Annotated in this window: 11 protein-coding genes; 5 read left to right on the plus strand and 6 right to left on the minus strand. The window is 53.2% G+C overall.

Annotation, left to right across the window (positions count from 1 at the left end):
* Positions 1-129: 129 nt before the first annotated feature.
* The gene (locus Enr17x_RS24715; RefSeq protein WP_198000780.1) at positions 130-1,653 is read right to left on the minus strand and encodes an FAD-dependent oxidoreductase; all 1,524 of its coding nucleotides are present in this window, start codon (positions 1,651-1,653) and stop codon (positions 130-132) included.
* A gap of 264 nt (positions 1,654-1,917) precedes the next feature.
* Between Enr17x_RS24715 and Enr17x_RS24720 the strand changes: the two genes are divergently transcribed.
* From Enr17x_RS24720 to Enr17x_RS24740, 5 genes are all read left to right on the plus strand, one after another.
* Entirely contained in the window at positions 1,918-4,311 is a 2,394-nt protein-coding gene (locus tag Enr17x_RS24720) for a PSD1 and planctomycete cytochrome C domain-containing protein (protein ID WP_145312374.1), read from the plus strand.
* 42 nt (positions 4,312-4,353) lie between these two features.
* Entirely contained in the window at positions 4,354-5,712 is a 1,359-nt protein-coding gene (locus Enr17x_RS24725; RefSeq protein WP_145312376.1) for a DUF1501 domain-containing protein, read from the plus strand.
* 93 nt (positions 5,713-5,805) lie between these two features.
* Positions 5,806-7,173 carry a sulfatase-like hydrolase/transferase gene (locus tag Enr17x_RS24730; RefSeq protein WP_145312378.1) on the plus strand — a complete coding sequence of 456 codons (1,368 nt, stop codon included), beginning with the start codon at positions 5,806-5,808 and terminating at the stop codon, positions 7,171-7,173.
* 59 nt (positions 7,174-7,232) lie between these two features.
* Complete coding sequence (locus tag Enr17x_RS24735; protein ID WP_145312380.1) at positions 7,233-7,853, plus strand: DUF502 domain-containing protein; 621 nt, start codon at positions 7,233-7,235, stop codon at positions 7,851-7,853.
* Positions 7,854-7,953: 100 nt separating this feature from the next.
* Positions 7,954-8,853 (plus strand): metallophosphoesterase family protein, encoded by a 900-nt coding sequence (locus Enr17x_RS24740; RefSeq protein ID WP_145312382.1) that lies wholly within the window; start codon positions 7,954-7,956, stop codon positions 8,851-8,853.
* 11 nt (positions 8,854-8,864) lie between these two features.
* Here the strand turns inward: Enr17x_RS24740 and Enr17x_RS24745 are convergent, their stop codons facing one another.
* The 5 genes from Enr17x_RS24745 to Enr17x_RS24765 all read right to left on the minus strand — a co-directional run bounded on the left by Enr17x_RS24745 (position 8,865) and on the right by Enr17x_RS24765 (position 16,938).
* Positions 8,865-10,193: a Trx7/PDZ domain-containing (seleno)protein gene (locus Enr17x_RS24745; RefSeq protein WP_145312384.1), complete on the minus strand. Its 1,329-nt coding sequence runs from the start codon at positions 10,191-10,193 to the stop codon at positions 8,865-8,867.
* Between the two features lie 61 nt (positions 10,194-10,254).
* Positions 10,255-12,573: an alkaline phosphatase D family protein gene (locus Enr17x_RS24750; RefSeq protein WP_145312386.1), complete on the minus strand. Its 2,319-nt coding sequence runs from the start codon at positions 12,571-12,573 to the stop codon at positions 10,255-10,257.
* A 161-nt stretch (positions 12,574-12,734) separates the two neighbouring features.
* Positions 12,735-14,840 (minus strand): alpha/beta hydrolase family protein, encoded by a 2,106-nt coding sequence (locus Enr17x_RS24755; protein WP_198000781.1) that lies wholly within the window; start codon positions 14,838-14,840, stop codon positions 12,735-12,737.
* A gap of 146 nt (positions 14,841-14,986) precedes the next feature.
* Entirely contained in the window at positions 14,987-16,045 is a 1,059-nt protein-coding gene (locus tag Enr17x_RS24760; RefSeq protein WP_145312390.1) for an agmatine deiminase family protein, read from the minus strand.
* Complete coding sequence (locus Enr17x_RS24765) at positions 16,042-16,938, minus strand: carbon-nitrogen hydrolase (protein WP_145312392.1); 897 nt, start codon at positions 16,936-16,938, stop codon at positions 16,042-16,044. Before Enr17x_RS24765 ends, Enr17x_RS24760 begins: the two co-directional genes overlap by 4 nt.
* Positions 16,939-17,190: the final 252 nt, after the last annotated feature.

Raw genomic sequence — 17,190 nt, forward strand, 5'->3', positions numbered from 1 at the left:
TGGCTGGGAAAAAGGTTACGAGCATTTTTATTTACACTCGCGTTCTCATGCTCATCTGCGGTGGTGCCAGTGGTTTGTTTCCGCGCTCTGGTTCCATTCGATCTAAAACATTCGTGGTCAGCGGACTCCTCAACTTATCACTGTCCTCATATTCTTACCCAACAGTTCCCCCACCAGTCGGCCGCTGGTGATGGCCCAGGCGATGTGCAGGCCGTGCCCCCAGAGAACCTGACCTCCCATGCCGTTACAGCCGATCGCAAACAGGCCGGGAATCGGCGTTCCGTTTTCATCGAGGGCCTGCAGACTCTGATTGATGGCCACGCCCCCTTCAGTCGTCGTAAAATACGCTTTCGCCGGTCCCAGTAACACCCAACGAGTACCCTGCAATGGGTGCGTATCTTTTACACGGCCGAACGGGTCTGTCTGCTGACCGGAAACATACTCGTTGAATTGATTGACTGATTCATGCAAGTCAGCCACATTCAGATGACGCTGCTCCGCGATTTCTTCCAGCGTACCAGCCATGCTGACATCGGGCCGGAGTTTGAGGTAATCATCCACATAAGCATACGCGATCTTCGGCGCCGTCGAAATAAAATGAGGCCACGCACTAAAATGTGCGGCGATCCGTTCGTCCAATAAAATATAAGCGGCTTTGCCCGGCTGTTCCGAGATCGCGATTTCCCGCCCGTGAGAATCTTTTTCGTTACAGAATCGGTGGCCGTCCGCGTTAATTAATATTGCTCCCTCGTCGAACAGAGAATTTTCCGGATGCTGCCAGGTTAAGAGCAAGCGTTTAATCCGCCAGTTGATGAGAAACTGAGGCAACAAAGGAACGAGTCGACCCATCAGTTGTGCCAGGAACCCGCTAGTCGGCAGAAGCTGTTCGAACGGATCGCCGGGCGGTGGTACAAACCGGAGTTCGGGACCATAGGTGATGTCCATATTTATCAGTTGCGCGCCGACGTTTTCTGCGAGCAGATGTCCGTCGCCGCCCGCTTTGGGATTCACGCCTTCGATCGACTTGAACTGGTTGCCTTTGAACCGCCCGATGATTTCCGGCGCGTTCGCGTAATCTCCCGCCGCCAGTACAACACCCCGCTTTGCTTTAATCGTTTTCCGTTCGCCTTCAATCTGCGCGACCACACCTGTCACTCGTTGTTCTTCCAGCACCAGTTCTACTACCGGTGCATCACAGACAATCGTCCCCTTGTGTTTTAAAATCTGAGCTTGAAACGCGGCGATATACGCTTTCGCATTAGGCACAATATTATGCATTCGCGGCACCCGGTTGGGTGGTTCCGGATTGGGTCCATGAAAATACAGCCCCATGCCGCGCAGCCATTCCAGCGTCTCAGCGGTCTGTCCCAGAAAAAATCGGCGGAGCTCGTTGTTGCTGTGCGATTCAATCTCCGATGCTGCAAACTGGCCGGCGTCGATTTCGTGATCATCGGCATTGTCACTGATCCCCGCCGCCTGTTGAAGACTGGTTCCATTCGCTGTGAAAGAACCGATGGCCATCCCCGTGGTGCCTCCCAGTTGAGGCTGCTTTTCCAGCACCAGCACCTGCGATCCAAACTCCAGTGCGCGCGCCGCTGCTGCCAGTCCACTTCCGCCCCCACCAACGATAATTACGTCATATTCGGATAACACGCTGTACACTCTCTGTTGAAGATCAATTTGGATTTCATCTAGCAATCATCGTAGCAAAACCATCAGTCACATCAATCAGGCAGACTATAGCGATTAATACTATACAGGCTATGAACAGTAAAAAACTGGTGTCCGTCGCTTCCTGGTGCCGAAAGATTGTTAAGATCGTTGACTTAAACGTATCAACCAAGTATGATCTATGCTTGTTCACTAAATCTTCCCATAACGCGTACGACTACTCCTGCCAAATAGAATTTGTCGGCCATGCGTAAACGAATCACCCGGATCTCTGCAGCTTGTTGTTTTCTCGCGATCTCGTTCTACGCAGAAGCACCGGCCTGGAGTGCAAAGAAACCATCTGGCAAATCAGCCCAGGCAAAGATGGACCCGAAGCAGCGGGCCTTTTTTGAAAATAAAATCCGCCCCGTGCTCGTCAAAAAATGTTATTCCTGCCATTCCTCCAAATCAGAGGAACTGGGCGGCAAACTACGGATGGATACCCGCGACGGCATGCGCGTCGGGGGTGAATCAGGCCCCGCTTTTGTCGAAGGGCGCCCTAATGAGAGCCTGTTGATTCAAGCCCTGCGATATGATGACCTGGAAATGCCGCCCGATGAACCATTGTCGGAAGCCGTCATCAATGACTTTATCACGTGGGTCAAGATGGGTGTGCCCGATCCGCGCATCGATCATCCGTTGATCGCTAAAAAACCGACGGAAGATTCCACGGCAGCAAAACCGGAACTCTGGTCGTTTCAACCGGTCAGAAATCCCGCGCCTCCCGCCGTCCAAAATCAAAGCTGGGTTTATGATCCTCTTGACCAGTTTGTTCTCTCACGAATTGAAGCGGCCGAGCTCACTCCCACGCACGATGCAGCACCCATCACGCTGGTGCGACGTTTGTACTATGACTTGACTGGCTTGCCTCCCACAGCAGAGCAGGTGGAAACATTCCTGGCCGACTATCAACGTCGTCAACAACAGGCGGTCGCTCATCTGGTCGATGAATTACTGGCGTCTCCTCATTTCGGCGAACGCTGGGGGCGTCACTGGCTGGATGTCGCGCGCTACGGTGAATCGAACGGCAATGATGGTCTGGGACGCAATCCGACCTTTCCCCATGCCTGGCGCTATCGTGATTATGTCATCCAGGCATTCAACAACGACGTTCCCTACGACCAGTTTCTCACCGAACAGATTGCCGGCGATCTATTAACCGCAAAGACTCCCGAAGAACGGGATCGCCTGCTCATCGCAACCGGATTCCTGGCCATCGGCTCGAAACCTGCCAAAGCGATGAACGTGAACTTCCACATGGACGTCGTCAACGATCAGATTAATGTGATTGGGACCGGTGTGATGGGACTGAGTGTCGCTTGTGCCCGCTGTCACGATCACAAACACGATCCGATTCCGACAGCCGACTATTATGCGATGGCCGGCATTTTCCTCAGCACCGAAACGATGTGGGGTTATGCCGCCAATCAACCTTTGACAGCGCCGGAAACTCCCCTGCATGTTTTAAAATCGAAGCACCACTACGTACCGCCGCCAGACAGCGGTGCGCAACCGAAAGTCGATAAACATACCCTGTCCCGAAAAAAGAAACCCAAAAACGTCTATCCTCCCGGTACAGCATTGGCGATGGGAGTCCGTGAAAAGAAAAAACCGGTTGACTGCAAAATCAATATCAAAGGGGAATCCAAGAAACTCGGGCCGAGTGTGCCTCGCGGTTTCCTCTCGGCCTGTAAGATAGAACAGCCCCCGAAAATCGATGCCAAACAAAGTGGACGCCTGCAACTGGCAGAGTGGCTGACCTCGGCAGATCACCCGCAGACATCACGCGTGATGGTCAATCGGATCTGGCTGCACCTGTTTGGCCAGGCACTGGTTCGCACCCCGGATGATTTTGGCATCTATGGCGAACGACCGACGCATCCCCAACTGCTCGATCATCTGGCGACGCGTTTTCGTACGGAAGGCTGGTCGATCAAACAACTGATTCGCAGTATTGTCCTCAGCCGCACGTATCAGCTCAGCAGTTTTTGTGACGATTTGATCCTGGATGCAGATCCGGAAAACAAACTCCTCTGTCGGCATAACCGTCGCCGCCTGGATGCGGAATCGTTAAGAGACAGCATCCTCGCCGCCAGCGGTCAACTCAACAGAGAACCCGGCCTGGGTTCTTCGATCGCACATGTGGACGAGCTGGTCAACAAAGCAGGCAACCTGCATCTGCCCGATAATCACCGCAGCATTTACCTGTGCATGATGCGTCATTCTGAACCACCGGAGCTGTCCTCGTTCGACCTGCCCGATTCGACCAAACCGGTTGGCAAACGGAACGAAACCACACTGCCCACACAGAGTCTGTTTCTCATAAACAGTCATTTCCTGATTGAACAGTCACAATTATTTGCCAAAGACATTTTGTTGAATCCCAAACTGAATGATTCTCAACGCATTCATCTCGTATATCGGCGCGCTTTAAATCGTGTTCCGGAATCGTCTGAACTGGCGCGGGCTCTGGCATTGATTCAAGACGTCGACACAGCACTGAAAACAGAAATATCCCAGGAAAAACTGCGTCGTCAAACCGTCTGGGCTACACTCTGCCAGGCACTATTAAACACCAACGAATTTCGCTACGTTGATTAACGACCAGAATTGAAATATAGAAACTCCCCAAGGAATACGCTCATGCTCGGAATGTCGCGACGGGAAATGTTGAAATCAGCCTCTTGTGGCTTTGGCTATCTGGCGATGTCTGCCTTATGCGGCAAGACATCCTTCGCCGGGGGTTCCGCTGCCATCGCGAATCTGAATGCCCGACCTCCTCAACTGCCGGCCCGCGCGAAACGCGTGATCTTCCTCTGCATGAGCGGTGGTCCCGCCCAGCTCGATACTTTCGATTACAAACCTCAAACTGGCAAGAAGAAACACGCCGGTTCTGCTTTCAAATTCGCACAGCACGGCGAAAGTGGTCTCTGGATCTCTGAACTGCTCCCGGAAACGGCCAAACACGCGGACAAACTCTGCGTTTTGAATGGCATGTACGCGGATATCACCAATCACGCCCAATCCTTTCTGCAACTGCATACCGGCGATCGACTGCGTCCCCGTCCCAGTCTGGGTTCCTGGGTCGTATATGGATTAGGTACCGAAAACCAGAATGTCCCCGGCTTCATCAGCCTCTACCCTTCAAAACCATCCGTTTATTCCAGCGCCTTACTACCCCCCGTTTATGAGGGGACACCGATTGGCCTCAACACCACGAATATGTCAAAGGCGACCATCAATAACATCAAAAGTGATCACGTACCCACGGTAGTCAAACGACGACAACTCGATTTCGTACAAGCCATGAATCGCGAGCACGCTACCCGTCGTCCCGATGACGCCCGCCTGGAAGCCGTCATTCAATCGATGGAACTCGGTTTCCGCATGCAGATGGCGGCGCCTGAACTGCTCGACATCAGCCAGGAAACAAAGTCGACCCTCGAACGCTATCGCGTCGGTCAGGGTAAAGTGGTCGGCACCTGTAAGAATTCCGACTTCGGACGCCAGTGCCTGTTAGCCCGCCGTTTTGCAGAAGCCGGCGTGCGGTTCATCGAAGTCAATCATGGCAGCTGGGACCAGCATAAGAATCACCGTGCCGACCTGACGGCGAACTGTGAATCGACAGATGCTCCCATCGCCGCCCTGCTGGAAGACCTGGAACAACGGGGCCTGCTCGATGAAACACTGGTTGTCTGGGGAGGCGAATTCGGCCGTCCCGGTCTTGTCCCGGAAAGTAAAAAAGACAGCACCGGCCATAACGCCCGCGGCTTCACGTTCTGGATGGCAGGAGGCGGCCTCAAACGCGGTCTGGCTTATGGAAAAACCGATCCTACCGGTGCCCGTGCCATTGAAGGCAAAGTCCATTTCCGCGATCTGCATGCCACGATTTTACATCAACTCGGCCTGCAGCATGACAAACTGACCTACAATCAGGGGGAACGGGAATTCCGCCTGACCGGAACCGAGGGCGGGAAAGTCGTGCACGACATCATTGCCTGATCAAGGCATTTCGTACACAATGGTGAGTTGTAAGTACATGGATTTCGTTGATCCGTGTTTCAAATGAATGACTCAACTCACGTTGGCTAAAACATGATATTGCACCATTCCCGAGGCTGGTTTCTACTCTTCGTTCTGTTTCTGTTCGCCCCGCTCACTTTTTCTGAGGCAGCAGAACGACCGAACTTCCTGATCATTTTTACCGACGATCAGGGCATCAACGATGTCGGCTGTTATGGAAGTGAAATTCCCACACCGCACATCGATCAACTGGCAAAAGAGGGCCTGCGGTTTCGTCAATATTATTCGGCTTCCGCAATCTGTACCCCTTCCCGCTTTGGAATTCTGACGGGCCGTAATCCGAGTCGCTCTAAAGACCAGTTGCTCGGCGCGTTGATGTTTATGAGCGACGTCGATCGGAATCGCGGCATTCAACCCGGCGAAACCACTATTGCTGACGTTCTCCAAAAGAATGGATATCAGACCGCATTGATCGGGAAATGGCATCTGGGTCACGGTGCGAAATCGTTCCTGCCAACCTCCCACGGCTTTGATCTGTTCCGGGGACACACGGGCGGCTGTATTGATTACTTCACGATGACGTATGGCAATCTTCCTGACTGGTATCACAACCAGCAGCATGTTTCCGAAAATGGGTATGCGACCGATTTAATCACCGAAGAAGCGGAACATTTTTTGAAAGCACAACGGACCGCGGATAAACCGTTCTTTCTGTTTCTGTCTTATAACGCCCCGCATTTTGGGAAAGGCTGGTCTCCCGGCGATCAAAGCCCGGTGAATATCATGCAGCCACAAGGAGCCGATTTGAAACGAGTCGGCAGCATCAAAGACAAAGTCCGCCGCGAATTCGCTGCCATGACCGTCGCGCTGGATGATGGCATCGGACGCGTGATGGCAACCCTCAAAAATAACGGACTGGATGAAAATACGCTGGTGATTTTCATGACAGACCACGGCGGCACCTACGTCTATGGTGGCAGTAATCACCCCTATCGCGGTGCAAAAGCCACACTGTTCGAAGGCGGAATTCGCGTTCCCTGTATCATGCGCTGGCCTGGAAAGATTAAAGCAGCGACAGAGACAAACGAAGTCACCTGGGCGCTGGATCTGTTTCCCACAATCTGCCAGTTTGCTAATGTAAAAACCGGAGGGTTGACCTTGGATGGTCAGGATATCTCAGGTCTGCTCACCCAGCAAACCCCTGTCGGAAAGCGAGAACTGTTCTGGCAACTGGGTCCACATGAAGAATTAAAACGGGGCCGCTGGACCGCGCTGCGGCAAGGAGACTGGAAATACATCCAGAACGAAGAGGGAGACGAATTCCTCTTCGATCTCAAAACCGATCCTTATGAGAAGCAGAACCAGCTGCAAAACAAAGCGGCAAAACTGGCAGAACTTCAGAAACGCCGAGATCAAATTGCCGACCATTTATCGCCTTAGTCTTTTGTAGCAAGTCAATCGACGCGACACTCAACGCTAACAGCAAAGATCCTCCCCTTATGTCACAGCACGTCAAAAAAAGTTTCGGGTTCCTGAAAACCACCGCCATCGGGGGCCTGATCTTTCTGCTCCCGTTGATCGTCATCGGTGCCCTGGTTGGCCAGATCGTGCCTATCGTCCTGACCGTGGCGGAAGTGCTCTCCGACTATATTCCCGTGAAAACTCCCGCCGGCATCGCGATGTTAATTGCCCTCTCGATCGGCATCGTCCTCCTGATGTGTTTCGCCGCCGGCCTGATTGCCCGCTGGTCAATTGGTAAAAAACTCTCGCATTTCGTCGAAAAGAATCTGATTCTACTGTTTCCCCGTTATGCCATTTATCGGGAGCAACTCAAAGGCAGCATCGGCGGTGATCATAATAAACCGGAAATGATTCCCGTCCTCGTCCGCTTTGATGATGTCACCCGCATTGCCTTTCAAGCAGAGCGAACCGAAGGTCCCCTGATCTCAATCTACCTGCCCGGCTCCCCCGATCCCTGGTCCGGCTGCGTGATTTTCATGGCTCCCGATCGAGTCGAAACACTGGACATCCCGTTTTCTGAAGCACTCGGCATTTGCGAACGCATGGGCCGTGAATCGCTGCATTTTCTCGATTCGCAACCACCGCTTACACAAAATTAATCGAAGTTTCAGTTTCGCCGAGTCCGTGCGTCGAGTAGGATAAAATTATCGAACTTCCGCACATTCCTGCCTGAATCAATTCCAACGTGGAGACCCAGCCATGCCCGTACATCTGCCCGCCCAGAACCGACGTCAGTTCCTGTTCACTTTAGGCGCAGGATTCATCACTTATAGCACCAGCGCCTTTGCCAGTGAAACCCAGTCGGAAGATCTGGTCTATCTGTTAAACGACACGCACATTGGTGAAAAGCATCCGACGAACTCTCCGGTCCCCAGTCATTTACGGCAGGCAGTCAGCGAACTGGTGAACCTCGAACAGAAGCCAGCCTGCGTATTGATTAACGGCGATCTGGCATTAAAAGATGGACAGCCCGGCGACTACCGTCACTTCGCGAAACTGATCCGCCCATTACGTGAAGCGAAAATCGACACGCATCTGACGCTGGGGAATCATGACGAACGCGACGTCTTTTACGGTGTGATGGAGGAAGAAAAACCAGCCACGCCGCCGGTCAAATCGAAACATATCTCCGTGGTCCAGACCAAACACGCGAATTTCTTCCTGCTCGATTCGCTGCACAAAACGATGGTCACACAGGGAACGCTGGGCAAAGAACAGCGCGCCTGGCTGACCAATGCCCTCGATGCACACGCTGATAAGCCCGCGATCATTGTCACGCATCACAATCCACGTCTTGGTGGCGATCCGAATCATTTCCCCGGTGGCTTAACCGATTCGGTCGAACTGTGGGAGATCCTGGCACCGCGAAAGCAGGTCAAAGCCTACATTCACGGACATATCCATGATCGGGGCAATGCCCAACACAAAGGCATTCACATTCTCAACACTCCGGCAACGTCTTATGTCGCAAACCCCAAACTTTCCACGACCGGCTGGACCGTCGCGAAACTGAGCCCGAACGGTGTTACACTCACGACGCACACCACAGATCCCAAACATAGCTGGAACCAGCAAGCTAAAACGCTGACCTGGCGCTAACAACAACAGAGTCAGTTCTGCCGCGGAAGTTTTAACTGCACTTGCTTCTTGCCTCGGACCACCGTCACCTCGGCGGTTTGTCCAGGCGTGAGAGCGTTCACCCCGTAAGCCAGCAAATCCGTCTCACGGGCCAGATCAGTTTTTCCATTGAACCCAATAATGATATCGCCGACTTTAAAACCAGAACGTCGGGCGGTCGCATGCAAACCATATTTACCCAGCCCACGAATATGCAGCGCCATCGGTGCATCTGCGGCTAAACCTGCCTGCTGACGTTGTTCGGCGGTCGTCGGTTCCAGGACAGCACCGCCGAGCACCATCCGCCGTAAAGGCCAACTACTCACTCGCCAGGACAAATCATCGCTCCGCTTCCAACCTTTTGGCAGCGCGATGGTCAGCTCCAGCTGTTTTCCATCCCGCTTGACGTTTGCTTTCAGTTGATCCTGCTCCCCCGCGTGATGCAGCACCCACTGCACATCGGCAATCGAGAGCAGAGGCTGACCCGACAAAGACAGGATTTCATCGCCGGGTTGAAAACCAGCCTGGGCAGCGATTGAGTTTTCCTGCACTTCTTTCACGGTTGCTTTCTGCGTGGGGTCCAGAATCAGTCCTAGAATTTTGGGATGCGGGTACTGAAACAGAATCCGTTCCGGCAGCGGTTTTTGTTGGCGTAAATAAAAGTCCCGCTGTGCATCACCCACTTGATGACAGTGAATACAACTTTTGACGATGTCTTTTTTCTCGTTGATTCGTGAACGATACTTCCCTGCCAACAGAGGAAATTTCTCGGGAGAAGGCTCCTCGGGCTGCTTACCCTGTTTGTCTTTCAGTGATGCTTTGATGGTGTCATAGTTCGCGTGCAGTTTCAAAGCCCCTTGCATCGCCTGCGCCAGCCCTTCGATCGAAACATCTTCCGACCAGAGCGTATGGTGCGAGCGCGTACCAAACCGCCCGTAAATCGTGCGGTCTGCATTCAGCAGGAACACGGCGAACGATTGATCGTAATCATACTGAAACAGCGACAGGTCCAGACCGTTGGTTGAGATCAGCCGCACACGCACAAACTGGTCCATCAGCGGCTTCAACTGCGGATCCTTCTCCATCAGTTCTTCGTCCAACTTCACGCACTCTTCGCAGGGAATGCAGCGCAACACGACCAGCATGGGCTGTTTTGTTTTCTCTGCCTGCGCGAAGCCTTGCTGCAGATCGTTGTAGATCCAATAACCGCCCGCTTCGACTTTCTCGCGATCCTGGCGCACTTTTTCTTCGCGCGTTTGTGCTAAGGAAATGGAAGTCGTCGTCAACAATAATAACATACAGACACAAACGTTCTTCAGCATCGCTCCATCTCCTGTCACCGGCGGGTTAGTGGGAATCAGACACGTCTACCTGCAGCATCGTTTACTGTAGCTGGTTCGCACCACCATTCTCTTTCTGGTGCAGAGTCACTGGCCAACCCGGAAACTCGTTCACAGGTTTTCCATCAGTGGCATCAATCAGAAAACGGTAAGAGTGAATCGTATAGGTTTTCTGTTCCGGATCGATCAGCACCAGACCAAAGCCACTCCCCTTCTGATGGGCCAGATCATAACGGTTCTTTTCCGTGCCCGGCTCCGGATTTCCCACCGCATAGACATAGACCTTGTTGCCAAAGCCATCCAGATATTCTCCGGTATTCGGCAATCGATGTTGCGGCCGATTCTCATGAGGCATGCCCACTTCATCGGGTCGCCACCAGCGGGGGTAACCGGCTGAAATCGCCGGCGTACAGAAGGACCAGCTGCCGTCACGCTGTTCGTCGGCTCCATATTGTGAGAGTGAGGTCAGATGCTGATCCCCGTTCACGTGCAAAGGCATCCCCTTGCGCAAAATCCGCACCGTCCGATTGCGGGCCGTCTGCGGCCAACCGCCGGAGTCGAGATCCGCCTTGAGATATCCATTATAACCACCATGATGTGTGGCGACCCCGGAAAAGACCGTCTGGCTGAATAAGACCTTGAGCGCGTGTCCCCGCCAGTCATCACACCAGTGTTCCAGGAATTTTTCCTGCCGCTCGCCCAGTAATTCCAACCCCGGCTTGTCCAGTTTGGATGTATCGAAGTTGGGATCTGTCACATGGTCAGCACGGCCGCTGCCGGTATCAACGTGTTCGGGACCGCTTTTGAACTGCCGATCTCCCAGAATGGCAAAGCTGACGTCGCCATAGACCATATCGCCGTAGTAGACACTGATGCCCTGCTTGCAGGGAGTCGGGTCATAATAATCGGGATGATGGGCGGCACACGTCTTATGCACGACATTCACCATCCGCGCCGGTTCCCGGTATCCGCCGTTTGAAGAGGTGGTCCCTTCTTTCATCTTCATGCCACCCTCTCCCCAGATATTCCCCTGGAACACATCGTGATCATCGGGAATGCAAACCGTGGGACGATCTCGCATCGCTTCTCCAAACGCCCAGCCGTGCATGTAAAATTTACGGAGGTAGTTCAATATCGCAGGTTCAGCGGGATCTCGAATCAAACCGAAGCCGCCATGATCTTCGTACAATTGATCGCCCGAGAAATACAACAGGTCAGGATCTACTTTGAGCAGATTGTTCGCCACCGGTTCGTAAGGGAAACCGTAATCTTTCTGGCAGGTCAGCGCGCCCAGCTTCAGAGGACGCCCTGAGGGATTCGAGCGAATGATGCCTGTTCTCTCATTCGTCGTTTCGGTCCCGTCGGTATGCTTTTCTTTATAGACCAGCTTGAACGGGGTCGCTTTTTTTTCGTTCCAGTTCGGAATCCGAAACGTCGCCGTCCAGGCATCCGTATCGAGGGCCGCAGTGCCCAGTGATTTCCAGGTATCTCCCTGCTTACTCAGCAGTTCAACGTCTTTATTGTCTTTCTCGCCTAACGGCCCGGTCAGCGCGCTGATTTTCATCACGAAACCTTCATCGCCGCGGGAATCGCTGAGGGTATACTGCGACCACAAAATCGGACCAAACTTATGTTCGGGCGAGACCGTGAATGCTTTACCGTCAACAGACCAGTCACTGAAGCGGTACCGGGCGCCGATTTTACGTTTGAAACGGGCATCGAAATTGCTGACCAGTGCCACATTTCCCAGCACTGCCTGTGGAGGAAATGTCTGTGACAATGTTCCCAGCGGTTTATCGGACTCTGATTGAGTCACGAGCAACGTCAGAGAATACTTCTCACCCTCTGGCTTACCGGTGACTGTCAGCACACAATCTTTCATGTCCACTGGCTGTTTGAGCTTCTGTTCTTTATTGCCCAGCACCAGTTTTCCGTTTACGATCCCGGCTTTGATACCGCTTTTCGCAAAACAATTGCTGCGGTATTCGTTGAGATCACTTTTAACGCCCACACGAAAACCAACGCCGCCATCCTGCTGTTTGACTTCAACCTGTTTGACATGCACCGACATCGTAAAGGGAGCACGCACATTGGTGAGTTGATGTGTCAGCAGTTGAATATTGCGACTGCCTGCGGTCGTCTGGCACTCGGCAGCGCCATCGACAATCCGCCAGTCTTCCATCGGATTAGCCCAGAATTCTTCACCCAGCCAGACTCGGTCATTCGTCTTATTCCAACGCCCCATGACAGAAGAGTCATTCTTCTGTTCTGCGGCTTCCAGAGTGTGCGATTTTTTCAAACCGAAGAAAGTCGTACCCAGGGCAAACAGTTTGAGAGCCATCCGGCGGGTCAGTGATTGCATCAACGCATCTCCTATCGAGCACAAACCGCCGATCTGAGTGGCGGTAAGAATATGAAATAAATGAGAATGGAAGTCTCATTATTAAGGGCGCAGCGGGCTTTGTCCAGCGTGGTTCAAAGAATGAACCGCTGTTTAAAGTTGTTTAGAAACCGGGAGTTGGCCTATGGGGCTTTCACCGCCAGATCATCCGTCACGCCTGCAGGCTGAGTGATTTTGACTTTCGCAGCGCCGGCTAATTTGATCAGTTCTGGCAAGTCATACACTTTTAACGCCCCGTGCACCGTATTGATCAGTTGGTTCTGCGTTTCCGGCGTTTTCACCACTGCGTCCCAGGAGGGAATCATCTGGCTCAGATTGACCTTCGAAAACATAGCTGGCTCGAGTGCCGCCGCATGCAGTGCAGGGATTGCCGTTTCACCAATGGCCGTCAAGACAACTGGCTCCGGTTTGTTCTTTGATTGCGTTTCTGAAAGAAACCGCGTCGCAACCAGAATATCTTCGGCCCGCAGCTTGACCATCGAATCGCCCAGCAGATACGCCAGCGCCCATTCATGATAGTTGGGACCGAGCAAACCGTGCGACCAGCCGATCTTCCGATTGTTCTTGCGCGACGTTTCACCAATGCAGCGTACATCGACGGCCAGGACTACGTCTCCCTGTTTCACCCGTTGCTCGATGGCGGCTCCTGCGCCCGCGTCAACATCTTTACCACCACCGTGCAGGTACAGGACGAGTTCCCCCGTCCGTTCTTTTGGCTGAAACAACAAAGCCGGTAGAGGCACGCCATGTCCGGGCTTAATGATCAGCTTCGTGATCTGATAATCGGGTCGTTGAATGCTACCCACTTCTTTAAACTCTGGTCGTAGCAATTCACCGAGTTTTTTGACACCGCTCACTTCACGCACGCGCTCACGCAGCGTTTTCAGCTCGCCGCTGTTCCACAACTCAGCCCGGTCTTTTGCCAGCTGTTGATTCAGACCGTCATTGATCTCAAACAGCGAACGCTCGCCGGCGTCGAGCAGAATCTGCCCCGACTGCGAACACTGCAGTTCTTCATCGGTGAAGACCGGCAGATCTCCTTCGAAAATCGGATTTTCTTTATGCATCAGCCAGCGATTCATCCAGCGAGCCGAACCTTCACGCAATTGAATCGTGAAACCGTGTGGTGCGTCGGCTTCAATGATATCGACCCGCTCGGCATAACCCATGCGTGTATAAAAGCGTTTGGCTTCGCGGAATAGTTCCCAGGTGCCATCGATTTTGAACGTGCGGTCATGCGTGCCGGCACAGATCAGCGTCGGCTTGGGAGCCCGCATCAACGTGTAGTCGGCGATATCCATGCCGTAAGCGAGTTGACCGAAAATCACCTGCTCGCCATCTTGAGGCCCGTTGAAATCAACCAGATAACGAAACATGGTGGAATAACAGACCGGAGCCGCAGCCTGCACTCGATCATCGAGTGCCATGATGTAGCTGGTCAACGTACCGCCGCCTGAGTTTCCGGTGCAGCCAATCCGTTTCGCGTCAATCTCCGGACGACTGATCAGATAATCAATACTCCGCATGCCATCCCAGATTCGATAGCGGGCCGAGTTGCCGCCCAGCGGAATCGAACTGACCGACATCAGCGTATGTTCTGCCGTACAATAATACTGCACCCGTGGATGAGGTGGACGATAGCGACTGCCGCCTCGGAAAAATTCATTCGGCTGTTCTGAGAGCACCTGATAACGTTCCCCCTGTCCAATGGGATCATAACAGAGTGCCGCCATCCCGTTTTTCGCCAGCAGAATACAGGCTCGTTGATACGCTGCAGCCGCTTTCCCATCGTGACTGTGTCCACAGGGAACCAGCACTCCCGGATAAGGGGGTTTCGTATTTGGCAGATACAAATTGGCGGTCACATGATGCCCGGGCCAGCTTTCGTAGATCACATTTTCGACATGAAAGCCGTCCCCTTTCAGTTTGCCAATCACGCGCGGATTCAACGGCGTTCGTTCAGGGAATCCGCCGATCTGAGTCCGGAAGAATTCCCGCATCCGTTTCTGATAAGCGACACAGTCTTCGGGTGTCTTCAGTTCTTCGTAAACCGACTTCCGTTTCGCAAACGCTTCATGAGCGCGCTGCTGCAGGGCATGATAGACCAGCCCGGACTCGGCTGCCTCTCCCTCCAACGGGGGCAGCACATTCAAGTCATCCGCCGCTTCCGCAATCAGAGAAACAACAAGAACAGAAAACAGAACGAGCAGCGACAGCAGTCGATTCATGGTCATGACCTCAACAGCAGGAATTCGGGAGGGTGTGTAAGTAAAGGTAGGAAACGGAGACTCGCGGATAAATAAACAATCCTTATTTATCGTACCCGTAATCCAGCCCAGACTCAATCGATTCCTGAAGATCGAAGGCGAATTCGTTATTTTTTCGCAACAGCCGCCGTGATCTCATGACTCAGGCAGTGCAGCGTTCCCAGTCCCCAGACCAGATCGACGGCATGAATGCCGATGACGCGGCGGTCGGGATAGAGTTCGCCGAGGATGCCGAGTGCCTGTGCGTCGTTCGGATCATTAAACGTCGGCACCAGCACGCAGCCATTGGTGACCAGAAAATTGACATAGCTGGCAGGGAGCCGTAACTCTTCAAAGTCGAGCCGGCCCGGCATGGGCATGGGTACGACATTGAGTTTGCTGCCGTCTTCTAACCGCGCCTGTTTCAGACGGTCAAGATTGTGTTCCAGGCGACGCTGATTGACGTCTTTTTTGTTCGGCTCCACACAGGCGACCACTGTCGTCGGATTCACAAAACGGCAGATGTCATCCACGTGGCCGTGCGTGTCGTCCCCTTCGATTCCGTCCCCCAGCCAGATCACATTCGTCACTCCCAGGTATTCCTGGAAAATCGCCGCGTAATCTTCTTTGGTGAAACCGGGATTACGGACTTGAACTTTTTGATCGAGCAGACATTCTTCGGTGGTGATCAGAGTTCCGCGTCCGTTGACTTCGATCGCTCCCCCTTCCAGAACAACAGGGCGTCCCTGATAAACCACTTCCGTTAAAGGTGCCTTTAACGTCTTCGCGACCGCGGACGGAATCTGCCAGTCCAGCCGATGATTGGCATACTTGGCCCAGCCGTTAAAGCGGAACTGTAGCGCCTCGCGTTTGCCGTCGCTCCGTTGTACCACGATCGGACCTGAATCGCGCATCCAGCTGCGATTCGTGTTTTGAACGATGTACCTGACCTGTTTCGTGTCGGCGTGCGCCTGCCGAAGCATCGCGTCAACTTTCTGCTGCTGTTCTTCCGACTTCACAACCAGCAGCACACGTTCGAACTCCGCGACCTTGCGAATGATTTCGACGAAGGCCCATTTGACGACTTCGTACTTGCCGGGCCAGTCATTGCCGTTATGCGGAAAGCAGAGCAGGGTGGCCTGATGCGGCTCCCACTCGGCGGGCAGTCTACGCGTGATCTCGCTCATGGAGACGATTCATCGTGATAGAGTTTGAGAATGTTGCCGTATGCGTCAATTCGGCGGTCACGGAGGAACGGCCAGTTCTGGCGGACTTCCGCCATCAGATCCAGGTTCACCTCTGCGACCAAAATTTCTTCTTCGTCTGTGGAGGCCTGCGCGAGGATTTCCCCCTGTGGACCACAGATGAATGAGGAACCCCAGAATTCCAGCCCCGGCTGCTCCGGTTCCGGCTGTTCAAAACCGACCCGGTTGACGGCCGCGACGAACGTGCCATTCGCAATCGCGTGGCTGCGCTGGATCGTCATCCAGGAATCATGCTGCATCGGGCCGTGCTCAGATTTTTCATGCGGATGCCAGCCGATGGCCGTCGGATAAACGAGCACGTTCGCGCCGCTGAGTGCCGTAATTCGGGCGCCTTCGGGAAACCACTGATCCCAGCAAATCAACGTGCCAATTTTTCCAAACTGTGTTTGTACGGCTTTGAAGCCCAGATCGCCGGGCGTGAAATAAAACTTTTCGTAGAAACAGGGATCATCGGGAATATGCATCTTGCGATACAGGCCCGCTTCGCTGCCATCCGCGTCGATAATATAGGCGCTGTTGTGATACAGGCCTTCGGTTCGCTTTTCAAAGAAGGGCACAATGATGACCACGCCCAACTCTTTTGCCAGTTCGCTGAACGCGGTAAATGATTTGTCATACAGCGGCTCGGCGAACTCGAAATATTTTGTGGTCTCTTTCTGGCAGAAATAAAAGGAGCTGTAAAGCTCGGGCAGGCAGATCACCTGTCCCCCCTGCTCGGCGGCGATACGAACCCACGCGAGACACTTTGACAGGTTCTGGTCAGGCAGTCCGTTGAGAGAAACCTGCACCAGAGCGATTTTGAAGTGGCGAACCATAAGATCTTTTTTCCGGGAACATGAAGGAAGCAACCTGTAATCCGACTGACGACGCGATAGAAAACCAGATCAATCCAGAGGACCTGATATTTACGATATCTGATTCGGAGTTGCAAGCAGTGCATCAGAAACTTCACCTGTTTCCAGGCAGAAAATCAGGGGCTTTCCGAAATCCGGTCAGTTTCTCAAGAGTAACATCGACAGACTGACGGCTTTTCTACTATTCTATGGCTGATTTCAGAGACCCCACGG

This window comes from Gimesia fumaroli, assembly GCF_007754425.1.
GTDB classification, from domain to species: domain Bacteria; phylum Planctomycetota; class Planctomycetia; order Planctomycetales; family Planctomycetaceae; genus Gimesia; species Gimesia fumaroli.